Source organism: Synechococcus sp. R5-15 (assembly GCF_047462035.1).
In the GTDB taxonomy this organism is placed as follows: domain Bacteria; phylum Cyanobacteriota; class Cyanobacteriia; order Thermostichales; family Thermostichaceae; genus Thermostichus.
The window spans coordinates 21,625-46,947 of the sequence record NZ_JANSIK010000039.1; the positions used below are offsets into that span (position 1 = coordinate 21,625).

Consider the following 25,323-nt stretch of genomic DNA (forward strand, 5'->3'; position numbering starts at 1 on the left):
TCAGGGCAAACGGAAGGCCATGAGCTTCTTCGACTCTGAGATCGTCCAAGAGGAAGCCAAGCAACTGTTTCAGGATTTCCAAAACCTGATGCAGCTTGGTCAACGGTACGGCCAATTCGACCGGGAAGGCAAAAAAATCTTCATCGAACAGATGGAGGAGTTGCTGGAGCGCCAGCGCATTTTCATGAAGCGGCTGGAACTCTCCGACGACTTTATGGCTCAAATGACCATCAAACAACTGCAAACTCAGCTTGGGGGGTTTGGGCTCTCCCTGACCCAAATGTTTGACCAGATGCACCAGACCCTAGAGCGCATGAAAGCTGAGGCAGACGCTGAGCGTTGACCCCCAAAACGACCTACACGAAGGGATCATGTCTTCTTCCCGCCAGACCCGCAACCAGAAATTGATTCTGGAGGTGCTAGAGCAGCAGTCGCAGCCCCTTTCGGCGCAAGAGATCTTTTTGGAGTTGCGCAATGCCAACCACACCGTCGGTCTGGCCACGGTTTATCGAGTTTTGGATGCTCTGCGCAATGAGGGCAAGCTGCAAGCGGTCAACTTGGGAGACCAGCAGACCTACTACCAGGTTCTGCCCAGCAATGGCCACAACCGCCACCACCTGATCTGCACCGAATGTCGGCGGGTGGTGCCTTTGCCCGATTGTCCGGTGGAAGATTTGGAGGCACAGCTTTCCAGCCGATACCAATTTGCGATCGAGTACCATGTGCTTGACTTCTACGGCGTCTGTGCACAGTGCCGTGGAGGAGTTGGGCCAAGCCCGGATTCACAGCGTTCCTCTCTTCTCAAAGCCAAGCCCAAATGATGAGCTATCTCTGGACGGTGTTGATCGGGCTGGCTGGCGCCCTGATCGGGGTCAAGCTGAGGCTTCCGGCAGGAGCGCTGGTGGGCTCCATGGTGGCGGTGGGTCTGGTGAATGTTTGGGGAGCGATCCCGATTCCCGCTCCCCCAGCCGGGATCCGTTTTGCCATGCAGGTGGTGTTGGGCATTCTTTTGGGTACTAAGCTCACTGCCGATACGCTTCTGGCCCTGAAAGATCTGTGGCGACCAGCCCTGCTCTGTACAGTGATTGCGGTGGGCACGGGGGTCTTGTCGGGGTACCTGATCTCCCGTTGGCTGGGGATCGAGCGCTTGACTGCCATCTTGGGCACAGCTCCAGGAGGCATTTCCGACATGAGCCTGATAGCCCTGGACATGGGAGCCCAAACTAGCACAGTGGTGGTCATGCACTTGGCACGCCTGATCAGTGTCGTCGTGGTCGTCCCCTGGGTGGTGCGGCTGTTGGTTCAGCCGGGCACGAGCTAGGAAACTCCTCGGAGCAGAGATGGTGGGTGGGTTAGACTAAGGGCGATACAGAACTTAACAACTGAACCGCTGCCTTGGAACTTTCCCCTTCTCCCCTCACCTGCCATGCCGACGCTGCCGGATCCCCTTGGAGCGCTGCTCTCCGTTCTGCAGATGGCTCTTTGGGCAATGTCTCCTCTGGCCAAGGCGATTGGTGGCCTCTACAGCTGCATTGGCAGGGGGAGCCAGACCCGGTACAGCCTGAGCTGGTGCAGGTGGATCCCGTGCTGCGCTTGCTGCTTTTGGGGGATGGCTTTACCACCCGTAATCTTGCTGCCTTGATCCAAGAGCCGATTCAGGCTCATCTGCTGGACACGGGCCGGGTTGATTTACAGGCAGAGCAGGGCACTGCCCCCAAGTCCATGCAACAGCTGGCCAGAGATTTGGGGCGGCTGGGATCCCCTTTGATGCGGCGGCGGGTTTGGCTGTGCGGAGTAACCTCTCAACAGCCCTTGCTCTATGCCACCTCTTGGTGGAACTCCGAACATCTGGTTCAATACTTGCCCCATCCCGATCGGCCCATTGGCCAAAATCTGATCCAAGAAAAACTGGAGACCTTTCGCGAGCTGCGCGGCCTTTACCACGGCGAGGCAGACCCGGTTGCCCGGCTGCTGCAGTGTCCCGGTCCCTTCTGGGCTAGGCATTATCTTTTGTTGCACAGGGGCCAGCCTTTGACCGTCATCTACGAGGTGTTTTCTCCACGGCTGGCCGCAAGGGCCCTGTCCCGCTAGCGCGACGGAGACCTCCAACGGCGCACGGCTGCGGTGATGGCGGCTGCCACCTGCGGATCCAATTGGGCGCTGGCGGAGATGCGCTGATAGTCCTCTGGGGTCAGTTGATGGGCGACGATGATCTCGGCAGCAGCAGCCTCAAACTGTTGTTCGATTTGCCGACGTTCCTCGCTGCTGTTGGCCTGTTGGAGGCGATTTTGGGTGCTCTCCAGAAGAGGTTGCACCGCCAGGAGGGTGCGGGCAAAGCGGTCAATCTGCTCAGAAGAAGGTGGAGAGGTGGCTTCAGAAAGACTAGCCGGGGCCGAGGTCATCGTCTCTGAAGAGGTTGCGGGCAGATCCCCATCCCATCCGGAGTCTGGCCTGGGCGAGGGAGAGGGATCCGGGTTGGCAGGAGCCTGGAGGGCCACTCTGCCGGCTGCGTCCAAGTCTTGGGCCGGGTTGAGGGCATTCCAAAGGGCCAAGCCCGCCAAACACAGAGCAGCCCCTATCAGTCCAGCACTCAAGAGGGCGAGCCAACTGACAGAGGTCGCAGTCGGCTCAAGCACCACCTGCACCGGCGCATGAGGAGGCAAGGGTTTGGACATGAGGCTGAGATCGTAAGCCCGACGCTGCTGGCTATCGCTGAGAACTCGGTAGGCGTGTTGTAGCTGGAGGAACTCCCGCTGGGCCAACTGCCGCAACCCTGCGGGGATATCGGCAGGCAACCGATCCGGGTGCAGTTCGCGTGCCCGCTGGCGGTAGGCAGCTTTGATCTCCTCCAGGCTGGCTTGGGGAGAAAGCCCCAGCTGTTGGTAGTAGGTGGGGGAAGCAGGCAGAGTAGGCATGGGAGCAGTTGGTTGCAGAACAGAGGGAGAACCGGCTGCCTTCGAAGGCCAGCCACCTTACCCCAACAGGGATCCCTCCTTTCGGACCAGCATATCCTGCCCGGTTCAGCGAGGCTGCTGGCCCAAGAGCTAAGACACGTAAACCCCTGTTAGAGGCGCGCTCAGGGCTTCTTCCAACTCTGCCAGGCCAAGACGACGCTCCAGGATATCCATCACCTCGCGGCCAAAATCATGGGGGTTGCGATCCCAGGCTTCCAGACACACTTCCCCAAAAAAGGATCCCAGGGGTTCTGGGTTCCAGAGCAGTTTGCGCGCCGTCCAAGGAGTCATGTGCATGGGGTTAAAGCGGTCGTCGATAACACCGATTTTGCGAGCAAAATCTTCCAGGTGGGTGTGGGGTTGCAAGCCGATGAAGAAGATAGCCGGCTCAACTTTGTCGCGGCCAAAAATGGCTTCCAGCTCGCGGTGATACCGTACTGTTTGCCGAATGGTTTCCGGTCGCTCGTCGATGACATTAAAGGAGTAATTGACCGAAACCAGATCGTTGAACCCTGCCTGTTTGAGGTAGCGGCAGCTCTCCAGTACCGTGCGCAGGTTATAGCCCATGCGCATTTTGCGCACCAGTTCCTGGGATCCGCTGGTGATGCCGATCTCGAAGTAGCTCATGCCAGTTTTCACCATGAGCTCGGCCAGCTTTGGGGTGAGGTTGTCGGCCCGAATATAGGCAGCCCAACGAATATCGGTCATGCCGGCATCAAGGATTTTCTGCAGCAATTCCTCCGCATCCTCAATGTAGCGGCGGGCAGGGATAAACTGGGCGTCAGTAAACCAAAAGTTTCGCACTCCTCGCTCGTACAACTGCATCATTTCTCGGATCACCTCATCCACAGGGTTGAGGCGCACCTGCTTGCCTTCGATGACGGTGTAGATGCAGTAGCAGCAGTTGTGGGGGCAGCCGCGCTTGGTTTGTACCCCAATGTAAAAGTCGCCCCCTTCTAAGTAGTAGTCAATTTCCGGCCAAATGGCGGTGATGTAGGTGTAATCACAGGCGGTTTTTTGCAGAGGTTGAGGCGGCTCGTGGATCAAACCTGGGCGAGGTTGCTCCAGCTTGGCCCGATAGCAGCGCTCTGTGGCTAGGCTTTGCCCTTGGATGACTTTTTCCAGCAGCGTTTCTCCTTCCCCCACCGAGATGATGGTGCCTTGGGGCAGGTAGCGGCCCAATTGTTCGTAGAAGACGCTGACTGCCCCACCCCCCAACACCGCTTCAGCGTGAGGTTTGTAGCGCCTGGCTCTGCGGATCCCCTGCCAGACCAGCCGTGTGTTGCGCCAAATCTCGCCATAGTAGGCCAGCACCAGCCTGAGGCTATTCAGGGATCCCCGCAATTTTTTCAGGGGGTTGCGGGCGTAGAAAAACTCAAAAGAGTGTTGCAGTAGATTGCCGGCCCGCCCGTTCACCGGCGCATAGACTTGAATATCCCGCCAAGAGAAAACCAGCAAATCCGGCTGAAACTGATCGATTTGCTCCAGCATGCGGCGGCGAAAATCCAAGGGCGGGAAGGTGCCCATATCGAAGATGCGCTGCTCAACTTGGGGGAACAGCTTGTGGACATGATCGGCCAAATAAACCACCCCAATGGGAAAAATGGGGTTGCAGGGCAGCCGCACATAGAGGATTTTTTGAATCTTCAGGTTCGAGGCCATATAACCTGAGAGCTTACTTTACATCTCTTCACTCACTCTAATCGCTTTTTGAGAGGCGCGGCGGCAGGGATCCAAAAGGGACAAAGATAGGCTAAAGCTGAAGCAACCAGCAGGGTCGGACCTGAGGAGAGGGTATGACTCCAGAGCGTCCAATTTGGCACAGTCGCTATCGGCCAGAGCGGCGATTGAGCAAGCGCAGCGGCAGACACACCTACCTGGCTCAGGATTTGCTCACCTCGGAACAGGTGGTGATCAAGCTGCTACTCTTTGGGCCAGACTTTGATTGGGCCGACCTGAAGCTGTTCGAGCGGGAAGCCCAGATCCTGCAGACCCTCTCCCATCCAGCCATTCCTGAATACCGCGACCACTTCGAGATCAGCCTAGAGGGAGGACGGGGCCTAGCCCTGGTGCAAACCTACATCGACGCCCCCTCGCTGCAGGAGTGGATGGAGCAAGGGCGGCGCTTTGCCGAGCCGGAGGTGCGGGAGCTGGCGCAAAAGCTGCTGCGCATTCTCGTCTACCTGCACGAACTCCATCCCCCCGTCATTCACCGAGATCTCAAGCCCAGCAACATTCTCTTGGGATCCGACCAGCAGGTGTACCTAGTGGATTTTGGCTCGGTTCAGGCGGCTGCTCCACGGGAGCAGGGATCCTACACCGTGGTGGGGAGCTACGGCTACATGCCCCTAGAGCAATTTGGCGGCAGAACCGTGCCCGCTTCCGACCTCTACAGCCTGGGTGCCACCCTAATCCACCTGCTCACCGGCCAACACCCGGCGGATCTGCCCCAGGAGGGAGCCCGGATTGTGTTCGAGCAAGCGGTGCACCTGAGCCCGCCCTTTCGCGACTGGCTGCGGTGGATGACGGAACCTTTGGCGGCAGATCGTCCCGCTTCCGCCCGGCAGGCCCTGGAGGCGCTGGAGCATTTGGATCGTCGTCCCGCCTTGATTCCCTCAGACGCAGCAGCAGTCCCTACTCGACAGCCAGCAGGCAGCCGGATTCAACTGCACAAGTCTGAACAGACCTTTCAGGTGGTGATCCCGGCCCGGCAAACCGGTGTTTTGGCGTTGCTGCCTTTCGCCATCGCTTGGAACTCCGTCATCACCTTTTTCACGATCATATCGGTTGGGCATGCGCCTTTTCCGGCCAATCTGTTGTTTGGCCTATTCATCCTGCCCTTCTGGACGGTGGGGTTGGTGATGGTGGGCGTGATCCTCTACGGTCTATTCGGCAAAGTCCACCTACGGATCGACACAAAATACATTCGCCTGGTTTACGAGGTGTTTGGCCTGCGCTTTCGCAGAGTTCCCCCCAGTCGGCGATGGGATATTGACCGGCTAGAGCTGATCCCACGCCAAAGCCCACAGTTGAACATCTGGGCGGGCAACCGCAAATACGAGTTGGGAGCGGGGATCCCTTTGCAGGAGCCAGAGCTGGAGTGGTTGGCCTCGGAACTAAGCCGTTGGCTGAAGATCCCAGTTGAACGGCAAAAGGTGTAGTCGTTAGGTTTTTTGCATTTAGTTATGATAAGGACAGTTTTTGGGTAAGGTCTGATGAGTTATCTTGCTGCAGATCACAGCAAATAAAATAGCAAAAAATTATAGCTTTCCTGAAAACAGAATCCAGATCCACATCGGCAAAGAGGCAGGATGCAAACAGTTTATCCAAGGCCTGCTGTAATAGCTCGCTCTGGATCCCCGTGGCGCTACCTCCCAAAAAGATATGGAAAATGATACACCAGAGATTCCATCGCTGGAGTTGCTTGGGAGTTTGGGAAAGACCCTGACTTAGAGCATCTTATCCTTGACTCAACTGTCGTTCGTGCTCACCCCTGGGCAGCCGCAAAAAAAGGGGAGCAAGCTTTGGGGAGGAGTCGAGGTGGATACAGCACTCAGATCCATGTGAGTGTGGATGGTTTGGGGAAGCCGTTAGTGTTTAGAATCACAGCAGGGCAAAGCAGGATATTACCCAAGCAGAGGCATTACCAGAGAGTTGGCAAGAAGAGCATACGAAGGTGATAGGGGATAAGATTCTCAGGAATTCAGGGAGAGGATAGACAAGGGAAGGCCGGGTGCTGATTCCTTCTAAGAGGAATAGGAGGGTGGTGGGAGATTTGACCGGCACGTTTACAGGGAGAGGCATTTAGTCGATAAAAGATTTTTTTACGATTTAACACGAATTGCTATATTGGTGCTTGTGCTGAGAATTATCTGGCCAAATTGCTGTGGCTAAAGTTTAAGGGTATATGTGGCAAGCGTGGCTTCTGAGTCAGTGGGGGGTGGCACTCTGGCTCAACCTGGCTCTGGTGGTGCTGGGTCTGCTGAGCCCTCAGAAGGCTTTGACGCGAGCAGGGGTCATCCACGCGGGCCTGCTGGGCCTGCTGGTGTGGGGGGGGCTGGGGGGGCGGGGCTACGCGGTGGTAGCTGCCTATTTTTTAGTGGGAACAGCCGTAACCAAACTGGGGATCCGGCGCAAGCAGGCGCAGGGGATCGCCGAAAAGCGAGAGGGGGCGCGAGGGCCGGAGAACGTCTGGGGATCCGCTTTAACCGGGGCAGTATGTGCGCTAGGATACGCTTTCTTCCCGCATCCCCTGTGGTGGTTGGGATACAGCGCCAGCTTTGCAGCGAAATTGGCCGATACCGTCAGCAGCGAGGTGGGGAAAGCCTATGGCCGCAAGACCTTTTTGATCACCACCTTCCAGTCCGTGCCGGCGGGCACAGAAGGAGCTGTAAGCCTAGAGGGATCCCTGGCGGGAGTGGCGGCAGCGGCAGGGATGGCCGGGTTGGCCTGGGGGATTGGCGGGGAATGGGTAGGGGGCAGCCCATTCTGGTTGGTCATCTGCTGGCTGGCCGGGATCCTGGCCACCTTGGCAGAAAGCTGGATGGGAGTGGTGTTGCAACCCCGCCTGGCCTGGATGAGCAATGAAGTGGTGAACGGCATTCAAACAACCTTGGCCGCTCTCCTGGCCGTGGGGTTGGGAGCGCTTTTGGGGATCGGATCCTGAGAACAGGGTTGCTTCGGGACAGTTGCCCAACTCTGGCCCAGAGCAACTGCGCCGCTAACGCCAACACGGGACAAACTGTTGCCCTGCAATCGGGAAGGCTCCCGTTGGATCCCCTCGCATAAGAAAAAGGAGAGAGACGCTCCAGAAGCTCTCTCCCCCAAGCTGGTCAAAACTCTGAACCTCTCTCAGCGCAGGCCGCTGGGCTTGTAGACCAGGAAGCTGAGCACTTGGCACTGCTTAATGTTGTCGAACCCCACCACGCGAATGAAACAGTTGGGGTAGGCGCTGCGGCAAGCCTGCACTTCGCTGAGCACCTCCTGGGGAGAAGTGGCGCTGAACAGGGGCAGCTTCCACAGCGTCCAATAGCGAACCGTTGGTTCAGACGATTCGTTGAACTCTATGGCCGGGATGTAGCCCTGATCCAAGATGTACTGCACCTGCTTGATGATCTGCAGATCCGTCAGCGGCGGCAAGTAGGAGAGGGTTTCGTAGCGGCGCTCTTTTGGTAAGGTTTGCATGATGGGTATCACTCCGTTTCGGGTCTAGGGTTTTGTGGGGGGGATCCCGCTTCCGGGTGGGTAACGGGTAGGGATCCTGTTGCTGAGGTGATCCGTTCTAGATGATTGCGGCGGTGCTCCATGTTGGCTTGCTGGATGCCGGCTTTGGCCATTTCCGGCAGGTAATCGACCACCTCCGCAGCAATGTGTTCACGAACGGTCATGATGCGATAGGCCAACTCAGGACGCTCAGCCAGCAAAGCCCGCAGGTAGGCTTCCCCATCCTGAAGGTTTTGCCGAGCGGAGAACTGCTGTAGCCAAAGAGCCCTGGGGGGATCTGTTTCGCTCAGTTGAGCCAGCACCGTGCGCATCGCCTGATAAGTCAGGTAGCTGATCAAGGTCTTGGCGGTGTCTTTGGCGATCTGTTTCAGATCCATTGCCGATCCAGGGAGGGAGCCAGTAGGGCAAGAGAGCCGTGGGGATCCCTTGCCCCCAGCAGATCTCTAGAGGGTGTCGACGGCCTTGAACTCGAACTTGATTTCCTTCCACAGCTCGCAGGCAGCCGCCAGCTCTGGCGACCACTTGGCTGCTTCCCGGATAATGTCGTTGCCTTCGCGGGCCAGATCTCGACCTTCGTTACGAGCTTGGATACACGCTTCCAAGGCCACCCGGTTGGCGGTTGCGCCCGGCGCGTTGCCCCAGGGGTGTCCCAAGGTTCCGCCGCCAAACTGCAGCACCGAGTCGTCGCCAAAGATTTCCACCAGCGCCGGCATGTGCCAAACGTGGATCCCACCGGAAGCCACCGGCATCACCCCTGGCATGGAAGCCCAATCTTGGGTGAAGAAAATGCCGCGGGAGCGATCGGCCTCTACGTAGTTTTCCCGCATGAGATCCACAAAGCCCATCGTGATGGCGCGGTCGCCTTCCAGCTTGCCCACCACCGTACCGGAGTGCAGGTGGTCGCCACCGGACATGCGCAAACACTTGGCCAACACCCGGAAGTGGATGCCATGGTTCTTCTGCCGGTCGATCACCGCGTGCATGGCCCGGTGGATGTGCAGCAGAATGCCGTTATCCCGGCACCACTTGGCCAGGCTGGTGTTGGCAGTAAAGCCGGCTGTCAAGTAGTCGTGCATGATGATAGGGGCGCCCAACTCCTTGGCAAACTCGGCCCGCTTGAACATCTCTTCACAGGTGGGCGCCGTTACGTTCAAGTAGTGGCCCTTGATCTCGCCGGTTTCCGCTTGGGCCTTGTGGACAGCCTCCATCACGAACAAGTAGCGATCTCGCCAGCGCTGGAAGGGCTGGGAGTTGATGTTTTCGTCATCTTTGGTGAAGTCCAAGCCGCCCCGCAGAGCTTCATACACGGCCCGCCCGTAGTTTTTGGCAGAAAGGCCCAACTTGGGCTTGATGGTGCAGCCCAGCAGCGGACGGCCATACTTATTCAATTTGTCCCGCTCCACCTGAATGCCATGGGGAGGGCCCTGGAAGGTTTTCAGGTAGGCCACCGGGATCCGCACATCTTCCAGCCGCAGCGCCTTTAGGGCCTTAAAGCCAAAAACGTTGCCCACAATCGAGGTGAGCATGTTGGTCACCGAGCCTTCCTCGAACAGATCCAGCGGATAGGCGACGAAGCAGAAGTACTGGTTGTCTTCGCCGGGAACCGGCTCGATGTCATAGCAGCGGCCTTTGTACCGATCCAAGTCGGTAAGCAAATCGGTCCATACCGTTGTCCAGGTGCCCGTCGAAGACTCAGCCGCCACAGCCGCCCCGGCCTCTTCGGGAGGAACACCCGGCTGAGGAGTAACCCGGAAACAGGCCAAGACGTCGGTATCCTTAGGCGTGTAGTCGGGAGTGTAATAGGTGAGTCGGTAATCCTTCACACCGGCTTGATAGCCGCTTTTGGATTGGGTTGCTGAATAGGCCACGTTGATCTCCCTCTGAACGAATCACAGAACCAGAAAATGCCATTCACGGATGCAACCAAGAGGAAAAAACCCAGGGCCAAAACTCAAGACCACCGAGTTTTCGTGAACGAACTCGCCCCACAACCGCGAGGCCAAAGTTGGGCCTTAAGACACTCTTCATCCCAGGGGATGGAAGCCCCAAACCCTTCTTTTCGAGTGCCTTCAATTGCTAGCTTGGACTCCCTGGACTTGCAAATCCAGTAGAAAGATTTTTATACAGTGCCTAAGCTAGAATCTCGGCAAACACAACTCTATATAGGTTTAATCCTAAGCTACCATCCGCAATAATGGGCTGATCATTACTTTCTTTATGAGTTTGATTAGTTTAATTAAAGTGAGGCCCCCTGCTTCCCGCTGAGAATACAGATTTCTTTGGCTTTCTTAATATCTTTTGGGTGGGATCCCCGGCCAAAACCAAAAGCTCCCTTCTTTGAGGGAGCGGAGCAAGTCCACCCACAGGATCTGGAGGGTCAAGAAACGGCTGCCAGGGTTGGCTGGGGTCTCTTGCTGATCACCTGGTCGATAAGGCCGTACTCTTTGGCTTGTTCTGGGGTCATGAAGTTGTCGCGGTCGGTATCTCGTTCGATGCGCTCTAGAGGTTGGCCGGTGTGGTAGGCCAGCAGGCTATTGAGGCTGTTTTTGATGAAGAGGATCTCTTTGGCCTGAATTTCAATATCGGTAGCTGGCCCCTGAGCTCCACCAAGGGGTTGGTGGATCATGATGCGGGCGTGGGGAAGGGCAATGCGCTTGCCTTTGGTGCCCCCTGCCAGCAGAAAAGCTCCCATGCTGGCAGCCAAACCAATGCAGATGGTGGAGACATCCGGCTGAATGTGCTGCATGGTGTCGTAAATGGCCATGCCGGCATAGACAGAGCCACCGGGGGAGTTGATGTAGAGGTAGATGTCTTTTTCGGGGTCTTCCGATTCCAAGTAGAGCATCTGGGCCACAATCAGGTTGGCAATGTCGTCGTCCACCTGGGTGCCCAAGAAAATGATCCGATCCCGCAAAAGACGCGAGTAGATGTCAAAGGCGCGCTCGCCTCGCGCAGATTGCTCAATAACGGTGGGAATCATGCCAGTCCAAGCGATGGGTCAGTCCTTACTAGTGTAGTCTAAGCCACCGGACGGATGCTTTGCTCAGGACGACTCACCGGCCCGCCTCCGTACGGGGCTCGATGGGGTGTGAGCCGGCTAGAACAGCAAGGAGACGGGGTGGTTATAGCGGGATCCCTCTTCTTCTGGGATGTGGAACGGGTCTGAGGTGTGGCTCTTTGTGATGTGGTGAGGTGAAGCCAAGATGGACGTGATCCCAGATGAACCGATTGTGATTGCCAGCCTGCTGAGCCTGGCTTTGCTGGGGATCTTGATTCTGAACTTGGCAGGGCGTGGGTCTGGGGATGCAGATTAAAAGGTTGACAAGCTTACTTGTCCTTCTTTAGGATTAGGATCGCCTTGTCAGAGAGCGCCCCCATCGTCTAGAGGCCTAGGACACATCCCTTTCACGGATGCGACAGGGGTTCGAATCCCCTTGGGGGTATTGGGTCAGAGTTATAAGATAAAGCCGTCAACAGGGGATCCCTGGCAGCGGTGACACCTTACTCAGACTTTACTCAGAGAGGCTTTGCCGCCACAAACCACTCCAGATACAAGCTGGGAGAGCGGGTCATCTGGGATCCCCATACAAGCGGCATGGGCAGCCAGCCAACTGCCACTCCGTCGAGGGGGATCCCTATTCCACCCTTACTCCTCAACAGGGGAAAAATCTCCAAAGCAGCGGCCTAGAAGGTTAGGCTTAGTTGTCCAATCGGCTACGGCTTGGGTTTGAGCAGACCTAGGGCCTGCCAGGATCAGGTGCTGGCCACCAGAGCTTCAGCCGGCGTGGCGGCGACCAACAGCTCATCTTTGATAAGCTCTGCCAGCTCCTGCAGTTGGCGAATCGCCTCTGCCCCTTCCAATTTCATAAGCTCCCGGTCATCCCGCATTTCTGTCCAGCTAATGGAGCATTCGGAAACCAAAAAGCGGATTAGGTGCCCCTCTCGTAAACTGACCATAAACGAGGCACTCTCGAAAGACGTACCACAGGTGTAGCAAGAGGCTGGGTAGCCCCGCTTCTCCAAAACGATGGCCAGAGCCTGCAAACTCATCACCAGATCTTGAACATAGCTGCGGTATTGTTCCGCCAACCGTGTGAACATCACACTCCTCCCTAATGGATTGGCACTTTTGGGGCTCAGCCTAGCTGCAAATGACCTAACTAGTAATTTATGCTTAGGACTAGGATTACATCTATCATAACAATCGACAACCCCTCAAGGAAGTGATTAAGGCCACAGAGTAGGCAAAGTCTACTTCAGGGAAATGTAGTATTCAACACTTCTCTTAACAAAGACATCAAAATTTACCTCGAGTCAATGCTCTTATCTATCGGGATCCTCACCCAGTGCTTGGCCCAGTCTTTTCTCAAAATGGCTCAGGGCTGCTCGTGTCAGCAGGACAGTTGCCTCAAAGCTTTCTCTTGCAAGGGTCTCACCGATCGCGAAGTAAGACGCGGTCTTTTGACAAGAGACCGGCGGGAGTGTCAAGTGGGCCAAGGCTTGTAGACGAATGCAGATCAAGGTGGGTTCCCGCCCGATTATGCTGAGAAAATTCTCGGCATGGACAATTGAGAAGGAACGGCTTGATGCTGACACCTGTTGATCTGGAAAAACGAGTGGCTTATTTGCAGAGTCCCCAAGCCATTCGGGATCGCTGTCAGTTGCTATTGGAAAGGGTTTTGGCCGATGAATCAGAGCACTTTCGCCTCAACCTGAATCGGATGGGATCCGTAGCCGACTATGTGATCACCACAATGCGGGCCCATTATCCCAACGGGGAAATTCCCTTCCACAGCCGCTGGCAACATTTTCAGGTGGGATCCGGGGAGCGCCTAACCCGTCTGGAAAATCGACTTAAAGACATGGATCCGCTGGAGCGGCTGCGATGCAAGTGGGATCTGGCCATCGTCAGCGTGTTGCTGGACGCAGGCGCAGGCTCTGCCTGGAAGTACTGGGATCCAGAAAGTCAGACGGTGGTGGGTCGTTCCGAAGGTTTGGCCTTGGCCAGTTTCGACTGGTTCTGGCAAGGTGGGTTTTCCAGCGATCCCCAGCAGCCTCTGCAGGTGGATGCGGCGGGCCTGGAGCGGATCACCTTGGCGGATTTGGCAGCAGCTTTCCAGGTGGGGCCGGAAAATCCTTTACTGGGACTGGAGGGGCGCTGGCAACTGCTGCAAAGGTTGGCACAAACTTTGCGGGCTCAACCTCATTACTTTGGATCTGGTCACAATCTTCCCCGTCCTGGCCGGTTGTGGGACGCTATCCAGCCTGAGGATCCCAGCGGTGGGATCGAGGCAGCACAGGTCTTACAGGCGGTTCAGAGGGGGGTTGGCCCCATTTGGCCTGGGCGAGTCTCGCTGGCCGGGATCCCTCTGGGAGATGTCTGGCCCTATCCCCACCTGCCCCAAACAGAGCCGGGGAGCCATTGGGTGCCTTTTCACAAGTTGTCCCAATGGATGACCTATTCCCTGCTGGAGCCGTTGCAGCAGGAGGGGATCCCGATCTGGGGTTTGGATGAGCTGACGGGTTTGGCGGAGTATCGCAACGGGGGGTTGTTTGTGGATTTGGGGGTGATCCAACTTAAGCAGCCGGAGATTGGTCAGCAACCGTATCCTCCAGATTCGACGGTGATTGTGGAGTGGCGGGCCCTGACGGTGATTTTGCTGGATCAAGTTGCCTCCTTAATCCGGGAAAGACTGGGTTGCTCTGCCCAGGAGTTGCCCCTGGTGAAAATACTGCAAGGGGGAACCTGGACGGCAGGACGGCAAATAGCGGCCCAGCTTAGGCCAGATGCTTCTCCTCCCATCCAACTGCTCAGCGATGGCACGGTTTTTTAGGGATCCCCTTTCGAGATTCTTAAGAAGTTCTGTAATAATCTCAGGGCCAAATCAGGACGGGATCCCCAGTGCAGATGCAGGTACGAAGCGTGAAGACGCTCGGTGGCCCATCCTTCCTGTTGAAGCTGGGCGGGGGATCCCCAGCTGTAGATTGGGCTGGGGGAGATGGGGGTGCTGCGGGAGCGGTGAAATTCATGCCCGCGCAGGCGATCCCCAGCTGGCGCCAGCAGGGTTGGGCGCAAAACGGCAGCTGCGCGGTAGCCCAAACACAGCCGGTCGGCCATGTCTACCTGGATGGGTAATAGCCCGGCCATCGGGTAGGTCTTTCCCTGAAAATCGGTAAGGGATTGGCCCAGCACCATCAGTCCGCCACACTCGGCGTAGAGGGGTGGGTGGGCGGGCGGGGGAGGTTGTTGGTTAATTCTCTCAGATAGAGGTGCTGCAAACAATTCCGGGAACCCTCCCCCCAGCAGCACGCCATCGCAGGGCTCCGGTGGCCATAGTCCCACCTGGAGGGGGGAATACTCCAGCAGCTCGGCTCCACAGGCCCGCAACAGATCCAAGTTGTCGGCGTAGTAGAAGTTAAAGGCGTGGTCTTGGGCCACCGCCACCCGTACCTGTTCGCAGCGGCGGGGCGGAGTCCTTTCGGTGAGAGGGGGGATCCCTGGCCACAGCTCTCCTACCGCTGGAGGAAGCCTCCGAATCAGGGGCAATAGGCCATCCCAATTGACGTGTTGCTCCGCCAGCTCGGCCCAGGCAGCTTGCCAGTGGGGGAAGTGATCCAGTTCTGAGACAGGCACCAACCCCAGGTGTCGGCTGGGCAACCGCAAATCCTCCCGCCGGGGAAACTGGCCCAAGACCGGGATCCCCGCTGCAGCCGCTGCCTGCTGCAAGATTTGTCCATGCCGCTCCGAGGCCACCCGGTTGAAAATCACCCCAGCAATGGAGAGGCGGGGATCCCAGCGGCTCAAGCCGTAGAGCAAAGCGGCCACCGTCGTTCCCATGCCGCTGCCATCGATCACCAGCACCACAGGGATCCCGAGCAGGCGGGCCACATGGGCGCTGCTGGCAAAAAAAGGCTCCGTCCCGCTCCCAGGGAGGGGTAGGGATCCAGGCGCTCGCCCATCGAAGAGGCCCATTACCCCCTCCACAATGGCTCCATCCTTGCCCTGGCAATGGTGGCGAAAGCAGCGCTGCACAAAGTCCTCGTCGGTCAAGAAGGGATCCAAAGTGCGACAGGGGATCCCGCTCACCGCCGTGTGAAACAGAGGATCAATGTAATCCGGCCCCACCTTGAAAGGTTGGATGCGCAGGCCCCGTCGCCTCAGAGCGGCCAACAGAGCCAGAGTGATGGTGGTTTTGCCGCTGCCGCTTGCTGCCGCCGCCAGCAGAATGGCCATCTTTCCTGCCCAAGGGTTAGAACTCGATGCCGATTTGCGCCTTGATCCCCTGGTCGCGGAAGGGATGTTTGACCAAAGTCATCTCCGTCACCAGATCGGCTCGGTCGATCAACGCTGCCGGCGCGCCCCGCCCCGTCAAGATCAGGTGAACCCGCTCCGGTTTCTCCGCTAGCCCGGCCAACACCTCGTCCGGCGAGAGATATCCCAACTTGAGGGCGACATTGATCTCATCCAGAAGCACCAACTGAAACTCCCCGCTGGTGAACAGCTCCCGCCCCTTTTCCCAGGCCGCCTGTGCATGGGCGATGTCTCGCTCCCGGTCTTGGGTTTCCCAGGTAAAGCCCTCTCCCATGGCGTAAAAAGCTATTTTCCCCAGGCCCAGCTCTGGATGCTCGGCCAATTTCCGCAATAGCTTGGCTTCTCCTGGATCCCAGGCCCCCTTGATAAATTGCACCACCCCCACCGACAATCCCTGGCCGAGGGCGCGGAAGATCATGCCGAAGGCAGCCGTGGTCTTGCCCTTGCCCTGCCCCGTGTGCACGATGATCAAGCCCTTGTCATCTCGCATGCCCGACAGACGCTGCCGCTGGATCTGCTGGCGTTTTTGCATTCTTTGGCGATGCCGCCAGTTTGGGTCGGCCTCTGCGCCCGGTGAAGACTCCGCACCGCTATCGCAAGCGTCCTCAAGTTCTGTTGTCGAGAGGGGTTGGGATCCGGAAGCCGGTGCAGGCAAGCCAGACAGGGCGGGTTGGGCCATAATCAAAAGGAATCGAGATTCGCCACACAGGCTGAGGGGAACTGCACCACTGGCGCGACCGTCGGGGCAAACCCAAGTTCCCCACAGTGAACCGCCTTTATCCTAATCCGGTTTCATTCGGCTGGGATATGAGAGAACCGGCTGCCGCTTTCCGAGATAGCCTGCTAATGTACTGCTTCATCTGGGCAGTGCTGGCAATAGGGTGTTTTCAAGTCTTGCCCCGCATCCAAGTCGTATCTGCCGCCGAGTTGCAACCGTGGCTAGCGCCCAGCTACTTTGCAGGTCTGGGGGGATCCCTATTGGCAGCCTTGGGATCCCTGTTGGCCATCTCAGCCGAAACGACGCCAAATCCTGCCGACAAAAAGCATCTGCACCGCTTGGCTTGGGGATTGGGGACAGTTGGCTTTCTCGGCGTTCTCTCCCCCCTGGGCTTGGCCGGCGCATTCTTTCTCAAAGCCGCTCAGGGGACAGACTGGTGGCAGGGTCTGTTTGGCTGAAGCCGCCCACAGCTTATTTTTTTGACAAATGGGCGGAGGTTGGGGGTACTATAGGGACAAGTTCCGTTCTTTATCCAGAGCAGACTGAGGGACCAGGCCCAATGAAGCTGCGGCAACCCGGCGGAAGCCTCCGCTACGGTGCCAATTCCTGCGGTTAGTCAGTAACCGAAAGATAAAGGCAATAAAGTTTTCTCTAGAGGATAGCCCTCTTTGGCGGGGGACTTTTCTGGCAACTTTATCCTTTAGCAGCTCCCATAGCTCTGGTCGCGGCAGCGGGGCAAGGCCTTCGCGGCAGTGCTGGTGCGTCAGCGGTGCAGAACGCTTGCTGGTTGCTGGGCCTTTCCTCTGGCTGAGTTGGGGCTGGTGCGGAGCACCTGGGGATCCCTGGTTGGCTCTTTCTCCGACGGATAATGAACGAGCGGGTGAGCCTTGTTTTTTGTTCAGGTTCTCAGTTCTAGCTTTTAAGGAGAAGGTTCGTTGTCCAAGTCGTTTTTGTTTTCCTCGGAGTCGGTGACGGAGGGGCACCCCGACAAAATCTGCGATCAGATCTCCGATGCCATCGTGGATGCCCTCTTGACGGCGGATCCCCTCAGTCGGGTGGCCGCCGAGGTGGTGGTCAATACGGGCCTGGTTTTGTTGACCGGGGAGATCACCTCGCAAGCGCAGGTCAACTTCACCCGTCTGGTGCGGGACAAGGTGGCCGAAATTGGCTATACCGATGCCAAGAATGGGTTTTGTGCAGAAAGCTGCGCGGTGTTGGTGGCTTTCGATGAGCAATCTCCCGATATTGCCCAAGGGGTGAATGTGGCCCTGGAAAGTCGCGGCTCCCAGGAAGATCAATTCGACTTGGTCGGGGCCGGGGATCAGGGGTTGATGTTTGGCTTTGCCTGCGATGAAACTCCCGAGTTGATGCCCTTGCCCATTAGCTTGGCCCACCGCCTCAGCCGCCAGTTGGCCACGGTTCGCAAAAACGGCACCCTGCCCTATCTGCGCCCGGATGGCAAAACGCAGGTGACTGTGGCCTATGAGGAAGGTCGCCCGGTGGGCATTCACACCCTGCTCATCTCCACCCAGCACACACCCACGATTGGCGCCATTACGGAAGAGGCGGCGGTGCAAGAGCGGATCCGCGCCGATCTCTGGGAGGCAGTGGTCACGCCGGTGTTTGCCGAGCTGCCCATCAAGCCGGATAGCCACACCCGCTTCCTCACCAATCCCACCGGCAAGTTTGTCATCGGCGGCCCTCAGGGAGATGCGGGCCTGACCGGACGCAAGATCATCGTCGATACCTACGGCGGCTATTCTCGCCATGGGGGCGGGGCCTTCTCCGGCAAGGATCCCACCAAGGTGGATCGCAGCGCTGCCTATGCGGCTCGTTACGTGGCCAAGAACATCGTGGCAGCTGGCTTGGCGCAAAAATGTGAAGTGCAGGTGAGCTACGCCATTGGGGTAGCCCGCCCCATCAACATTTTGGTGGAAACCTTTGGCACAGGGCGCATCCCCGACGAAGAGCTGTTGCGGCTGGTGCAGCGCCACTTCGATCTGAGGCCGGCAGCCATTTTGGCCCAGTTCCAACTGCGGGAGCTGCCCCGCCAACGGGGGGGACGCTTCTACCAAAATGTAGCGGTCTATGGTCACTTCGGGCAAACTCACCTGGATCTGCCCTGGGAGCGCACCGATAAAGCCGCTCTGCTGCGGGAGGAGGCTCTTGCCAAGGCGACTGCCCTCTTGGCCTAAGAGGGGATCACTAAGACGGCCTGCTGCCTCAATGCTTGCCCTGGTGCAGTTGCTTAACCAGGTGGGGTAGCTCCGGCAGGATCAGGCTGCGCATAGCCAGTTGCACGGCTGCTGGGGAGCCAGGCATGGAAAAGATCAAGCACTTTCCGTGGATCCCGGCGATGGCCCGAGAGGCGATGGCCCGACTGCCAATCTGGGCATAGCTGAGCTGGCGGAAGATCTCCCCAAAGCCGGGCAAGGTCTTTTCCAGGAGAGCCTCGATGGCGTCGTAAGTGGTGTCGCGGGGGGCGATGCCTGTGCCACCATTCAACAAGATCACCGGCAGGGATCCGGCCCAATCCTGAACCTGCTCTCGAATGAGCTGCGGTTCATCTCGGAGAATGCAATATCTCTCCACCCGGTGGCCGGACTCCTGGAGGGCTGTGCAGATAAACTGGCCGCTGTGATCGGTTTCAGGGGTGCGCGTGTCGCTGACGGTGATCACCCCACAGGGCAAGGAGGCAATGTGCTCTGCACCGCTGTCGCGATCAAGGGGAAAGGTCATGGCGGGGATCCCTGAGGAAAGAGAGTGGCAAGCCCATCAAGACTGTCCCTGAGGGGGCTCGGCAGGAGTTGGAGGGTCAACGACCGTCTGCTGGAGCTCTAGGATCCCTGAGGACTCTGCCCCACCAGCACGGGCGAGTTGGGGAGGAGGGGACTGGGCAAGCAGGCGGCGCAGCTTGGGGGGAAGCTCCTGCAACTGCTCCAACAACAAGTTTAGAGATATGGCCGGTTCTCTGGAAAACAGGGATCCCGCGGGGGGTACCGGCGGCAGAGGAGAACAGGCAAAGGCAGCCGCAGCCAAAGAGCGGATCCGCTCCTGCTGCTCCTGCCAAAGGAACTGGCCGATTTCTGGGGGAAAGGTAAGATGAGGAGAGCCGCGACGCTGCCAAAGGCGGAGAAGCTGCTCCACAGAGGTGGCCTTGTACCGCCCCTGGTAGAGGGCTTCCAGCAAGGCTGCCGGGATCCAAAGATCCGGGAACAACTGGCTCCAGCGCTCCACCCAAACCTGGCTGGGTTGACCTTCCAGCTCAAACCCATAGTGCTCCAGAAAGGTGGCAGGATCCATCAGCCCATGGCAGCCCAAGGAAACTCAACCCAAGCTAGTCCAGATCCGCCGAGACAAAGGGGAGATAAAGCCTTTCTCCCTGGATCTCGCAAGACAGCTCTCGTCCAAGAATACCCCTATTTGCCTTTCATGAAGGCTCTGTGAAGAGGCTATAAAGCTGCAAAGCTGCGGTACGCTTAAAAACTCAGTGGCTGACGGGCCCCAGCTCAAGCGCTGCCTCCAGAGCGCGCTCGCTATCAGGAAACTGCGTCAGCAGCCGTCCTAGGAAGGCGACATCTCCCGTCAGGCCGTACAGAGCCATGAGCACATCCCCAGCATAGCGGCTCTGGGGGAAGCGGTTCAGCAGCTCATTGCCGGCGTAGATCGCCTGGCGGGCATAGCCATCCTGCAGGGCTTTGGCTTCCAGAAAGTAGCTGTAGCTGAGGCTGCCAGGATCCACGTAGTCCGGCAGTGACGTGTCGAACAAGCTGGTATCTTCTGTCACTCCTGGGGGGAAGCCCGGCAGCGGATAGATGGCTGCCGTTTCCTCGGGAGGGTAGGTGGTGTACTGGCGGTAGAGGATCAGCACCTGCCGCTACAGGCTTTCTTCCTGAAGATGGGCAGGGGCGGTGGGATCCGCCAGCACAGAGCCGAGTAACTCTGCTGCTACAGCATGGTGATTGGCCCGCTGATAGTCCGATAGAGAACTGGAGGAAGCTGGTTGCGGCGGCCCGCTTCCATCAGCATCCCCACTCAGGCCACCGGCACGGGTTTGGTTAAACAGCCACAGGTACCCATTGCGCCAACCGTCGGCAGCGGCCCAGTGGGCGGCCAGTTGATAGCGTTGTTGGGGAGTGGATTGGGCTTGCCAACGGCTCAATTGGCGCCAGCGTTCTCGTTGGGCCTGGATTTTCGGTTGCAGAGGGGTGCGGCTGGCGGGCACGGGATCCCAGTCGTCCAGCCAGTAGCCGCCATCCAGCAAGGGGTAGCGATCCAACACAGCATCCAAAGCCAGATTTTCCGTCAGCTGCAGGGCTAGGTCGTAGCGGTGTTCGCGGGCGAAGCGAACCGCCAGAGCATAGCGGACGGCGGCGGCCAGAGGATGCTCGCCGTGGCGGTCGAGAAAAGCTTGCAACTCGCTGGGGGTTGCACCGCTGTCTAAGAGCAAAAGCAGGCGGCGGCGCAAGACGTAGCGCATGTCTCCATCGCCGAAGGGATCCGCCAGCCAATTGGCCAAAAGGACCAGTGCTTCTTCCCTTTTGCCCTGCCACTCCAAGGTGCGTGTCAGCCAGAGGGGCGGCTGCGCCGCTTTTCTAAAACCCTTGCCTTTGACCATTCCTGCAGTGCATCCCCCGATTTCTTGGAGGCCTGAGTTGCCAGCACCCTTTCAGGATAGGCTCTCCCTTAGCCGGCGGTTGCCATGGCCTTCAACCCCTTCAAAATCAGGTAGTCCAGAATACTGGTGTTCTCCTCGCCGCGATAATTAAAATTGGAGCGCACCAGCCACAGCCCCTTCTGAGTGCGGCAACAGAGGTTCAGCAGCGTGCGGGCCAAAATCTGTTGACGCGCCTGTAAATCCCGCGCCGCATCGAAAACCTCCCCGTCCCATTCCGGCGTCAGCACACGGCTGTTGTAGAGCACATGCCAGAGGGAGCGGGACCAGCTGGGGTTGGTGATATCAAACCAAAATTGGTAATCCGCCTCCAAACCCCGAGTGATGTAGGCCCCCGGAGTTGCAACTACCAAGTAACGGGAATAGTCGGGCTCGAAGCGGCTGCTGCTGGGGGTCTGTCCCGAGCGGATCATGGCCAAAAAGGCGGGATCCCCTTCGGCGGGGAAGGCCTGGCGAAACCGCCGTGCCGCTTCCATCAACACGCGCAGCAGCTCTTGATCCTGAGGGGAAGCAATCGCCGGGGCTAAGTGATCGGCAAAAAACTGCTGGAAGAAAGCGGCCAATGAAGGGCCGGGATGATAGCCGCGCAGCCAATCGAACAGTCGCTGGTAGCGCTCCAGGTTGGCAAACCCCACCCGCTCCGGCTGCCGTACTGCTGTTCGGGGACGCAGAGAACGCCCCACCGGATCCCAGGTATCTTCGGCCAACAGAGCCGCCCGGATGGGATCCAGCCCCAGCACCCAGCTCAACATCAGCCGCCAAGCCGGCAAAGTGGGAAAAGCACCCCACTCGGGATGGGCCAATTCTGCTGCCGTCAGCACCGCCCGCACCAAGGGATAGCGGATCAACGCCGGGAAGGGGGCAATCGACAAAACCGGCACTTCCGACAACTGCTCCTGCAAGCTCAGGCTCACCCCCACATCCATACGGGGCAGCAAAACAGCAATGCGATGGGCCGGGATCCCGGCCCCCAAAAGCCGGCGAATTTGGGCAACCATCACCTCCACTGCCGCAAACTGGGTCTCTTCCTCCAGCGTTTGCACCAGCGGCAGCTCCCCCCCCTTCGGCTCAGGCAGCGGATGAGAAAACGGGGGATCCAGCACCCGCGCAATCTGCACCCCCAAGCGGATCATGCCTGCTGAAGCGCGATGGCTCCCCTCCAGAAACTGAACCTGCGTTTTTTCCATCAAGAAGTCGGCCACAGCTTCCGGGATCCCGGTCAAGGAAACCCCACCACCAAGGGTGTAGCTGAAAAATTGACTTTGCAGATGGGATTGCCCCTGCCGGTAAAACTCCAGCGCCACCCCGCAACTGTCTTCCGCCTGATCCACAATCAGGTGATCCCACTCTTGCCAAAACTCCGCCAGCGGCAGGATGTGCTCGCCAAACAGCCGAATTTGCAGGCCAAAATCCAGGGATCCCAACCGAAGCGCTGCCTCCCACAGCCGCCCCACACAGCAGCCCATTGCCTGTAAGGCCTCTGCCCGCCGTGGATCCGCCTCTTCCGGCCAAGCCCTGGCCAGCCGGGATCCCACCACTTCTGCCGACAAACCCGAAGCCCCCGCAATGTAAGCAGCACTGCTAATCTGATCCCAGATCTGGAACTCCTTGAGCCCGACGCCGGCAAAGGCTTCCCCATGCCGAGGGCACAAAGCGCAGGCTCGTTCGCAGAGAAATTGAGTGAGATCTTTGGCCAAGGGGATCGGCTCCAACGAGCGTGGCAACTGGGGGACACGCTCACACACCTGTGGCCAATGATCGGCCAACGAGCGTCCCACCCGCTGCAAGAACGTTTCGATCCGCCACGGCCCCACCAAGCCCGAACTGGACTGCTGCAAGCGCCGCAGCACCTCATCCGCTTGCCGTTGACTCCGCACCAAAAATAAGACCCGGCCCGGATCGGCTCCCGCCTGCAACAAACTTCGATAGTGATCCACACAAGCCTGGGTCAGCCCACTGCCTGCCCAGCCCATCACACTTTTGAAGGGAGATGGCTTCCCCCGCCAATGGCTCTTTTCTTCCACTTGAGCTGCCCTTACCCTCTCCGGCCTCTCCAACCAACCCATTTTCTCAGCAAAAGTCTGGACAAACGGGCCTTCGCTTCATTATGATTGTTTTCCGTTGCCAACTGAGTCCATCCGCTTTGGCGACCCGGCGCGCTGCTACACCAGATACTGCCTCTTTAGCAGGTAAGTCTGAGCAGCTCTCAACAAAAGCAGTTTGGCGTGCAGCTTTGGGGGTGAACTAAGCAAAAGGCTCAGCGTTGCCGGCGCTGAACTTGGCCTCGGGGTATCCCTACCTTGCTCTTTCGCCTCAGCCGGCAGACTCAGCTTTGTCTTGAGCTTCCTGCTGCCACGCTATTGCTGTATGCCTATCCATCCGGCTAACTGAGCCATTGGCCTACGGCCCGCTTCGCGAACGGCTAGCCGATTGTCGGAGTGAGCTGGCTCTCAGTTGATGAAAACGAGTCGTGCAGGCTCGATTGGAGGTTCTTGTGGCACTTGGCATCCTCGGAAGAAAAGTCGGCATGACCCAGATCTTCTCTCCAGAAGGGCTGGCCATTCCGGTCACTGTCGTGCAGGCGGGGCCTTGCACCGTGACCCAGATCAAAACCCAAGCCACAGATGGCTACAACGCCATTCAGTTGGGCTACTTGCCCACCACTGAAAAGCATCTCACGCGGGCGCAGCGGGGCCACCTCACCAAAGCAGGGGTGACAGAGCTGCTGCGCCACCTGCGAGAGTTTCGCGTTGATCAGCCGGAAGCTTACCAATTGGGGCAGAAAATTACCGTCGAGATGTTTTCCCCCGGCCAGTTGGTGGATGTGGCAGGTACCTCCATCGGGCGAGGGTTTGCCGGCTATCAAAAGCGCCACCACTTCGGTCGTGGCCCCATGTCCCACGGCTCCAAAAACCACCGCCGACCGGGCTCCATTGGCGCCGGTACAACCCCAGGCCGCGTGTTTCCGGGGATGCGCATGGCGGGGCGGCTGGGAGGTGGCCGAGTCACCACCCGCAAATTGCAGTTGGTGCAGGTGGATCCGGAGCGGGATCTGTTGGTGATCAAGGGCTGCGTGCCCGGCGTAGAAGGAGGGCTGCTGGAGATCACCCCTGCCAAGCAGGTGGGCAACAAGCGTTAGGGGAGGGATCCCTGGCAAAGGCTGACCCGCATCCGCAAAGACGAGGAAACCATGGCAAGTTGTGTGGTGAAAAATTGGCAAGGGGAAACGGTGGGCAGCGCGGAGCTGAGCCTTAAAGTTGCTCGTCCCGAAACAGCCGCCCACATCCTCTATCTGGCACTGCGCCGGCAGATGACCAATGCTCGTCAGGGCAACGCCCACACCAAGACCCGAGCTGAGGTGCGCGGCGGCGGTCGCAAGCCTTGGAAGCAGAAAGGCACCGGTCGGGCCCGTGCCGGCTCCATCCGCTCCCCACTTTGGCGCAAAGGGGGGGTGATCTTCGGCCCCCGCAAGCGGGAATACAACCTGGCCATGAACCGCAAAGAACGGCAACTGGCCCTGCGCACCGCTCTGCAAAGTCGGGTGGAAGACCTGATCGTCGTGGAGGATTTCCAGGAGCAGCTCAACCCGCCCAAAACCCGTGCTGTGGCCCAGGCTTTGCTGCGCTGGGGGGTGATGGAAGATCAATCGGCTCTGCTCATCGTTGCCGAACGCTCGGAAGCCGTAGAGCGGGCTGTGCGCAACATCGCCCGCGTTAAGCTGATCGGCCTGGATCAGATCAACGTTTTCGATCTGCTCAACGTCGATTGGGTGCTGATCACCGTTTCTGCCCTAGAGCAGCTCAAGGCCCGTTGGGGATCCGACGCTGCGCCGGCAGTTCTGGAGACTCCCTCTGAGGATGCACCTCAGGCCGACATAGCCGAAGATCAGGCCCTGCCCGGAGATGGGCCGGAAGATCAGGCCGTTCCAGAAAGCGAACACGAGGAAGCAGAGCAAACCCCAGCCCAACCTGAGGCCCAGGAAAACCAAGCTGCCCTCCAAGGACGTCCAGCAGATCCGCAGGGGCCAGAAGAGCAAACCGAAGAGCCCCAAGATCCAGCAGAAGAACTGGCTCAAGGAGCAGAGCCGTCAACGGTAGAAGAGGCCGAAGCAGCCCCAGCAGAGGAGGAAAGCGATGACTGAGAGCAAGCGGATCCTGGCCGACGTCCTGTTGCGCCCCGTCATCACCGAAAAGGCAACCGCCTTGATGGAGCAGCGCAAATATGTCTTTGAAGTGCTGCCCACCGCCACCAAGCCGCTCATCCGAGCTGCCGTCGAAGAAATGTTCCGCGTGCGAGTTACTTCCGTCAACACCCTGAAGCTCCCGCGCAAGCAACGGCGGGTGGGCCGCTTTGTGGGCTACCGCACCCGTCCCAAGCGAGCCATCGTGACCTTGGCGGAGGGAGATTCCATCACCCTCTTCCCGGACACCTGAACGCCCCT

The 25,323-nt window shown here is 58.5% G+C and carries 25 protein-coding genes, 1 tRNA gene, 2 pseudogenes and 1 riboswitch; of the genes and pseudogenes, 14 read left to right on the plus strand and 14 right to left on the minus strand.

What is annotated here, in order from left to right:
• Window positions 1–19: 19 nt before the first annotated feature.
• The 4 genes from NW839_RS03935 to NW839_RS03950 all read left to right on the plus strand — a co-directional run bounded on the left by NW839_RS03935 (window position 20) and on the right by NW839_RS03950 (window position 2,091).
• Window positions 20–343 carry a DUF1825 family protein gene (locus NW839_RS03935; protein ID WP_011434128.1) on the plus strand — a complete coding sequence of 108 codons (324 nt, stop codon included), beginning with the start codon at window positions 20–22 and terminating at the stop codon, window positions 341–343.
• A gap of 28 nt (window positions 344–371) precedes the next feature.
• Entirely contained in the window at window positions 372–821 is a 450-nt protein-coding gene (locus tag NW839_RS03940) for a Fur family transcriptional regulator (RefSeq protein WP_414330729.1), read from the plus strand.
• Window positions 818–1,321, plus strand: coding sequence for an AbrB family transcriptional regulator (locus NW839_RS03945; RefSeq protein ID WP_414330730.1), 504 nt, complete (start codon window positions 818–820; stop codon window positions 1,319–1,321). Before NW839_RS03940 ends, NW839_RS03945 begins: the two co-directional genes overlap by 4 nt.
• Before the next feature lie 74 nt (window positions 1,322–1,395).
• Entirely contained in the window at window positions 1,396–2,091 is a 696-nt protein-coding gene (locus NW839_RS03950) for a chorismate pyruvate-lyase family protein (protein WP_414330733.1), read from the plus strand.
• On the opposite strand, the gene NW839_RS03955 is transcribed toward NW839_RS03950, so the two are convergent.
• The gene (locus NW839_RS03955) at window positions 2,088–2,915 is read right to left on the minus strand and encodes a DnaJ domain-containing protein (RefSeq protein WP_011434132.1); all 828 of its coding nucleotides are present in this window, start codon (window positions 2,913–2,915) and stop codon (window positions 2,088–2,090) included. The genes NW839_RS03950 and NW839_RS03955 overlap by 4 nt on opposite strands.
• 129 nt (window positions 2,916–3,044) lie before the next feature.
• Entirely contained in the window at window positions 3,045–4,616 is a 1,572-nt protein-coding gene (locus NW839_RS03960; protein WP_414343837.1) for a photosystem II high light acclimation radical SAM protein, read from the minus strand.
• A 134-nt stretch (window positions 4,617–4,750) separates the two neighbouring features.
• Between NW839_RS03960 and NW839_RS03965 the strand changes: the two genes are divergently transcribed.
• The 3 genes and pseudogenes from NW839_RS03965 (at window position 4,751) to NW839_RS03975 (ending at window position 7,620) form a co-directional block, all read left to right on the plus strand.
• A complete protein-coding gene (locus tag NW839_RS03965; protein WP_414349606.1) occupies window positions 4,751–6,115 on the plus strand; it encodes a serine/threonine protein kinase in 1,365 nt (454 codons plus the stop codon).
• Between the two features lie 98 nt (window positions 6,116–6,213).
• Window positions 6,214–6,788 (plus strand): annotated as a pseudogene (locus NW839_RS03970) (IS5 family transposase); the annotation flags it as partial.
• A 73-nt stretch (window positions 6,789–6,861) separates the two neighbouring features.
• Window positions 6,862–7,620 (plus strand): TIGR00297 family protein, encoded by a 759-nt coding sequence (locus tag NW839_RS03975; protein WP_011434135.1) that lies wholly within the window; start codon window positions 6,862–6,864, stop codon window positions 7,618–7,620.
• 185 nt (window positions 7,621–7,805) lie between these two features.
• Here the strand turns inward: NW839_RS03975 and NW839_RS03980 are convergent, their stop codons facing one another.
• From NW839_RS03980 to clpP, 4 genes are all read right to left on the minus strand, one after another.
• The gene (locus NW839_RS03980) at window positions 7,806–8,138 is read right to left on the minus strand and encodes a ribulose bisphosphate carboxylase small subunit (RefSeq protein ID WP_011434136.1); all 333 of its coding nucleotides are present in this window, start codon (window positions 8,136–8,138) and stop codon (window positions 7,806–7,808) included.
• A gap of 8 nt (window positions 8,139–8,146) precedes the next feature.
• Entirely contained in the window at window positions 8,147–8,554 is a 408-nt protein-coding gene (rcbX, locus tag NW839_RS03985; protein WP_414349604.1) for a RuBisCO chaperone RbcX, read from the minus strand.
• Between the two features lie 66 nt (window positions 8,555–8,620).
• A complete protein-coding gene (locus tag NW839_RS03990; protein ID WP_011434138.1) occupies window positions 8,621–10,045 on the minus strand; it encodes a form I ribulose bisphosphate carboxylase large subunit in 1,425 nt (474 codons plus the stop codon).
• 509 nt (window positions 10,046–10,554) lie between these two features.
• A complete protein-coding gene (clpP, locus tag NW839_RS03995) occupies window positions 10,555–11,157 on the minus strand; it encodes an ATP-dependent Clp endopeptidase proteolytic subunit ClpP (RefSeq protein ID WP_011434140.1) in 603 nt (200 codons plus the stop codon).
• Between the two features lie 390 nt (window positions 11,158–11,547).
• On the opposite strand from clpP, the gene NW839_RS04000 reads away from it, so the two are divergent.
• Window positions 11,548–11,620 (plus strand) — tRNA-Glu (locus NW839_RS04000).
• Window positions 11,621–11,930: 310 nt separating this feature from the next.
• Here NW839_RS04000 and NW839_RS04005 read toward each other — a convergent pair.
• Complete coding sequence (locus NW839_RS04005; RefSeq protein WP_011434143.1) at window positions 11,931–12,278, minus strand: DUF1815 family protein; 348 nt, start codon at window positions 12,276–12,278, stop codon at window positions 11,931–11,933.
• A gap of 485 nt (window positions 12,279–12,763) precedes the next feature.
• Between NW839_RS04005 and NW839_RS04010 the strand changes: the two genes are divergently transcribed.
• Window positions 12,764–14,011, plus strand: coding sequence for a URC4/urg3 family protein (locus NW839_RS04010; RefSeq protein WP_414349602.1), 1,248 nt, complete (start codon window positions 12,764–12,766; stop codon window positions 14,009–14,011).
• On the opposite strand, the gene NW839_RS04015 is transcribed toward NW839_RS04010, so the two are convergent.
• A complete protein-coding gene (locus tag NW839_RS04015; RefSeq protein WP_414349601.1) occupies window positions 14,008–15,411 on the minus strand; it encodes a cobyrinate a,c-diamide synthase in 1,404 nt (467 codons plus the stop codon). The two genes, NW839_RS04010 and NW839_RS04015, sit on opposite strands and share 4 nt — an antisense overlap.
• A gap of 16 nt (window positions 15,412–15,427) precedes the next feature.
• The gene (gene cobO, locus NW839_RS04020; protein WP_414344311.1) at window positions 15,428–16,021 is read right to left on the minus strand and encodes a cob(I)yrinic acid a,c-diamide adenosyltransferase; all 594 of its coding nucleotides are present in this window, start codon (window positions 16,019–16,021) and stop codon (window positions 15,428–15,430) included.
• Between the two features lie 275 nt (window positions 16,022–16,296).
• Between cobO and NW839_RS04025 the strand changes: the two genes are divergently transcribed.
• Together NW839_RS04025 and metK are read left to right on the plus strand one after the other, a co-directional pair.
• Window positions 16,297–16,665, plus strand: a complete 369-nt coding sequence (locus NW839_RS04025; protein WP_011434147.1) for a hypothetical protein — start codon at window positions 16,297–16,299, stop codon at window positions 16,663–16,665.
• A 67-nt stretch (window positions 16,666–16,732) separates the two neighbouring features.
• Window positions 16,733–16,844: riboswitch (SAM riboswitch) on the plus strand.
• A 298-nt stretch (window positions 16,845–17,142) separates the two neighbouring features.
• Complete coding sequence (metK, locus tag NW839_RS04030) at window positions 17,143–18,402, plus strand: methionine adenosyltransferase (RefSeq protein ID WP_414349600.1); 1,260 nt, start codon at window positions 17,143–17,145, stop codon at window positions 18,400–18,402.
• A 28-nt stretch (window positions 18,403–18,430) separates the two neighbouring features.
• On the opposite strand, the gene NW839_RS04035 is transcribed toward metK, so the two are convergent.
• The 5 genes from NW839_RS04035 to NW839_RS04055 form a co-directional block, all read right to left on the minus strand.
• On the minus strand, window positions 18,431–18,946 hold the full coding sequence (locus tag NW839_RS04035) for a MogA/MoaB family molybdenum cofactor biosynthesis protein (protein ID WP_414344296.1): 516 nt from the start codon (window positions 18,944–18,946) through the stop codon (window positions 18,431–18,433).
• Window positions 18,947–18,982: 36 nt separating this feature from the next.
• The gene (locus NW839_RS04040) at window positions 18,983–19,510 is read right to left on the minus strand and encodes a hypothetical protein (RefSeq protein WP_414349599.1); all 528 of its coding nucleotides are present in this window, start codon (window positions 19,508–19,510) and stop codon (window positions 18,983–18,985) included.
• A 184-nt stretch (window positions 19,511–19,694) separates the two neighbouring features.
• Window positions 19,695–20,078, minus strand: coding sequence for a tetratricopeptide repeat protein (locus NW839_RS04045; protein WP_414344292.1), 384 nt, complete (start codon window positions 20,076–20,078; stop codon window positions 19,695–19,697).
• A 6-nt stretch (window positions 20,079–20,084) separates the two neighbouring features.
• Window positions 20,085–20,825, minus strand: a complete 741-nt coding sequence (locus NW839_RS04050; RefSeq protein ID WP_414344290.1) for a hypothetical protein — start codon at window positions 20,823–20,825, stop codon at window positions 20,085–20,087.
• 68 nt (window positions 20,826–20,893) lie between these two features.
• Entirely contained in the window at window positions 20,894–22,906 is a 2,013-nt protein-coding gene (locus NW839_RS04055) for a hypothetical protein (protein WP_414349598.1), read from the minus strand.
• A 470-nt stretch (window positions 22,907–23,376) separates the two neighbouring features.
• On the opposite strand from NW839_RS04055, the gene rplC reads away from it, so the two are divergent.
• From rplC to NW839_RS04070, 3 genes and pseudogenes are all read left to right on the plus strand, one after another.
• Window positions 23,377–24,021 (plus strand): 50S ribosomal protein L3, encoded by a 645-nt coding sequence (rplC, locus tag NW839_RS04060; protein WP_414349597.1) that lies wholly within the window; start codon window positions 23,377–23,379, stop codon window positions 24,019–24,021.
• A 51-nt stretch (window positions 24,022–24,072) separates the two neighbouring features.
• Window positions 24,073–24,699 (plus strand): annotated as a pseudogene (rplD, locus tag NW839_RS04065) (50S ribosomal protein L4); the annotation flags it as partial.
• 316 nt (window positions 24,700–25,015) lie between these two features.
• The gene (locus NW839_RS04070; protein WP_414330452.1) at window positions 25,016–25,315 is read left to right on the plus strand and encodes a 50S ribosomal protein L23; all 300 of its coding nucleotides are present in this window, start codon (window positions 25,016–25,018) and stop codon (window positions 25,313–25,315) included.
• Window positions 25,316–25,323 lie beyond the last annotated feature (8 nt).